We start from the raw sequence: 1,225 nt of genomic DNA on the forward strand, positions 1-1,225 counted from the left end.
TCAAGATGAGATTTCCCATCACGCAAGTGAGTAAGAACCCTGAAAGATGATCAGGTTGATAGGTCTGAGGTGGAAGCGCGGTGACGCGTGGAGCTGACAGATACTAATCGTTCGAGGACTTAACCACAGTCTAATAAAGTGTAATATCAAGTGAATTTTGTTATCAAACGTTATTTAGTTTTGAAAGAATAACTTCTTTCAAAAAAATACTTGAAATCTTCCGATTTCATAGTATAATAATTTTTGTCACTATGTCTGGTGATGATGGCAAAGAGGTCACACCCGTTCCCATGCCGAACACGGAAGTTAAGCTCTTTAGCGCCGATGGTAGTTGGGGGTTTCCCCCTGTGAGAGTAGGACGTTGCCAGGCTATGACAAAAATATTCAAGCGGAGGATTAGCTCAGCTGGGAGAGCATCTGCCTTACAAGCAGAGGGTCGGCGGTTCGAGCCCGTCATCCTCCACCATTTATTTTTATCACTATACAAGCGCTTTTATAATGAGCTGCTTAAGAAAAGTAAATAAAATATTGTATTTCTTCCTTTATATGCCGGTGTAGCTCAATTGGTAGAGCAACTGACTTGTAATCAGTAGGTTGGGGGTTCAAGTCCTCTTGCCGGCACCATTCGGTCTTATCCGAATCTGTTTTCTAACTATGTGCCATTAGCTCAGTCGGTAGAGCATCTGACTTTTAATCAGAGGGTCGAAGGTTCGAGTCCTTCATGGCACACCATTTTCACTTAATATATGCGGGTGTGGCGGAANAGCTGCGAAGCTTTACATCAGCACACAAACCGAGCTGCTACTTGCTTTAGCTTACTGAGGTTTGGGTGTCATGTAAACTAAAGAGTGTTTTCTAACTATGTGCCATTAGCTCAGCTGGGAGAGCATCTGCCTTACAAGCAGAGGGTCGGCGGTTCGAGCCCGTCATCCTCCACCATATATTTCATAAAATGCCGGTGTAGCTCAATTGGTAGAGCAACTGACTTGTAATCAGTAGGTTGGGGGTTCAAGTCCTCTTGCCGGCACCATTCGGTCTTAACCGAATCTGTTTACTAATTTATGTGCCATTAGCTCAGTCGGTAGAGCATCTGACTTTTAATCAGAGGGTCGAAGGTTCGAGTCCTTCATGGCACACCATTTTCACTTAATATATGCGGGTGTGGCGGAATTGGCAGACGCGCTAGACTTAGGATCTAGTGTCTTTGACGTGGGGGTTCGAGTCC

5 tRNA genes and 2 rRNA genes are annotated in these 1,225 nt (G+C 44.6%); all 7 read left to right on the forward strand.

Going from position 1 to position 1,225, the window contains the following annotated elements:
• Positions 1-127, forward strand: a 23S ribosomal RNA gene (locus CYJ36_RS05530); the annotation flags it as partial.
• 127 nt (positions 128-254) lie between these two features.
• Positions 255-370: ribosomal RNA gene (gene rrf / locus CYJ36_RS05535) — 5S ribosomal RNA — on the forward strand.
• Between the two features lie 20 nt (positions 371-390).
• A tRNA-Val gene (locus tag CYJ36_RS05540) sits at positions 391-466 on the forward strand.
• A gap of 82 nt (positions 467-548) precedes the next feature.
• Positions 549-624 (forward strand) — tRNA-Thr (locus CYJ36_RS05545).
• Between the two features lie 32 nt (positions 625-656).
• Positions 657-732: transfer RNA gene (locus tag CYJ36_RS05550), tRNA-Lys, on the forward strand.
• Positions 733-954: 222 nt separating this feature from the next.
• Positions 955-1,030: transfer RNA gene (locus CYJ36_RS05560), tRNA-Thr, on the forward strand.
• A gap of 33 nt (positions 1,031-1,063) precedes the next feature.
• Positions 1,064-1,139: transfer RNA gene (locus CYJ36_RS05565), tRNA-Lys, on the forward strand.
• The last annotated feature ends 86 nt before the right edge of the window (positions 1,140-1,225 follow it).

This window comes from Bacillus sp. UMB0893 (assembly GCF_002858905.1).
GTDB lineage: Bacteria > Bacillota > Bacilli > Bacillales > Bacillaceae > Bacillus_P.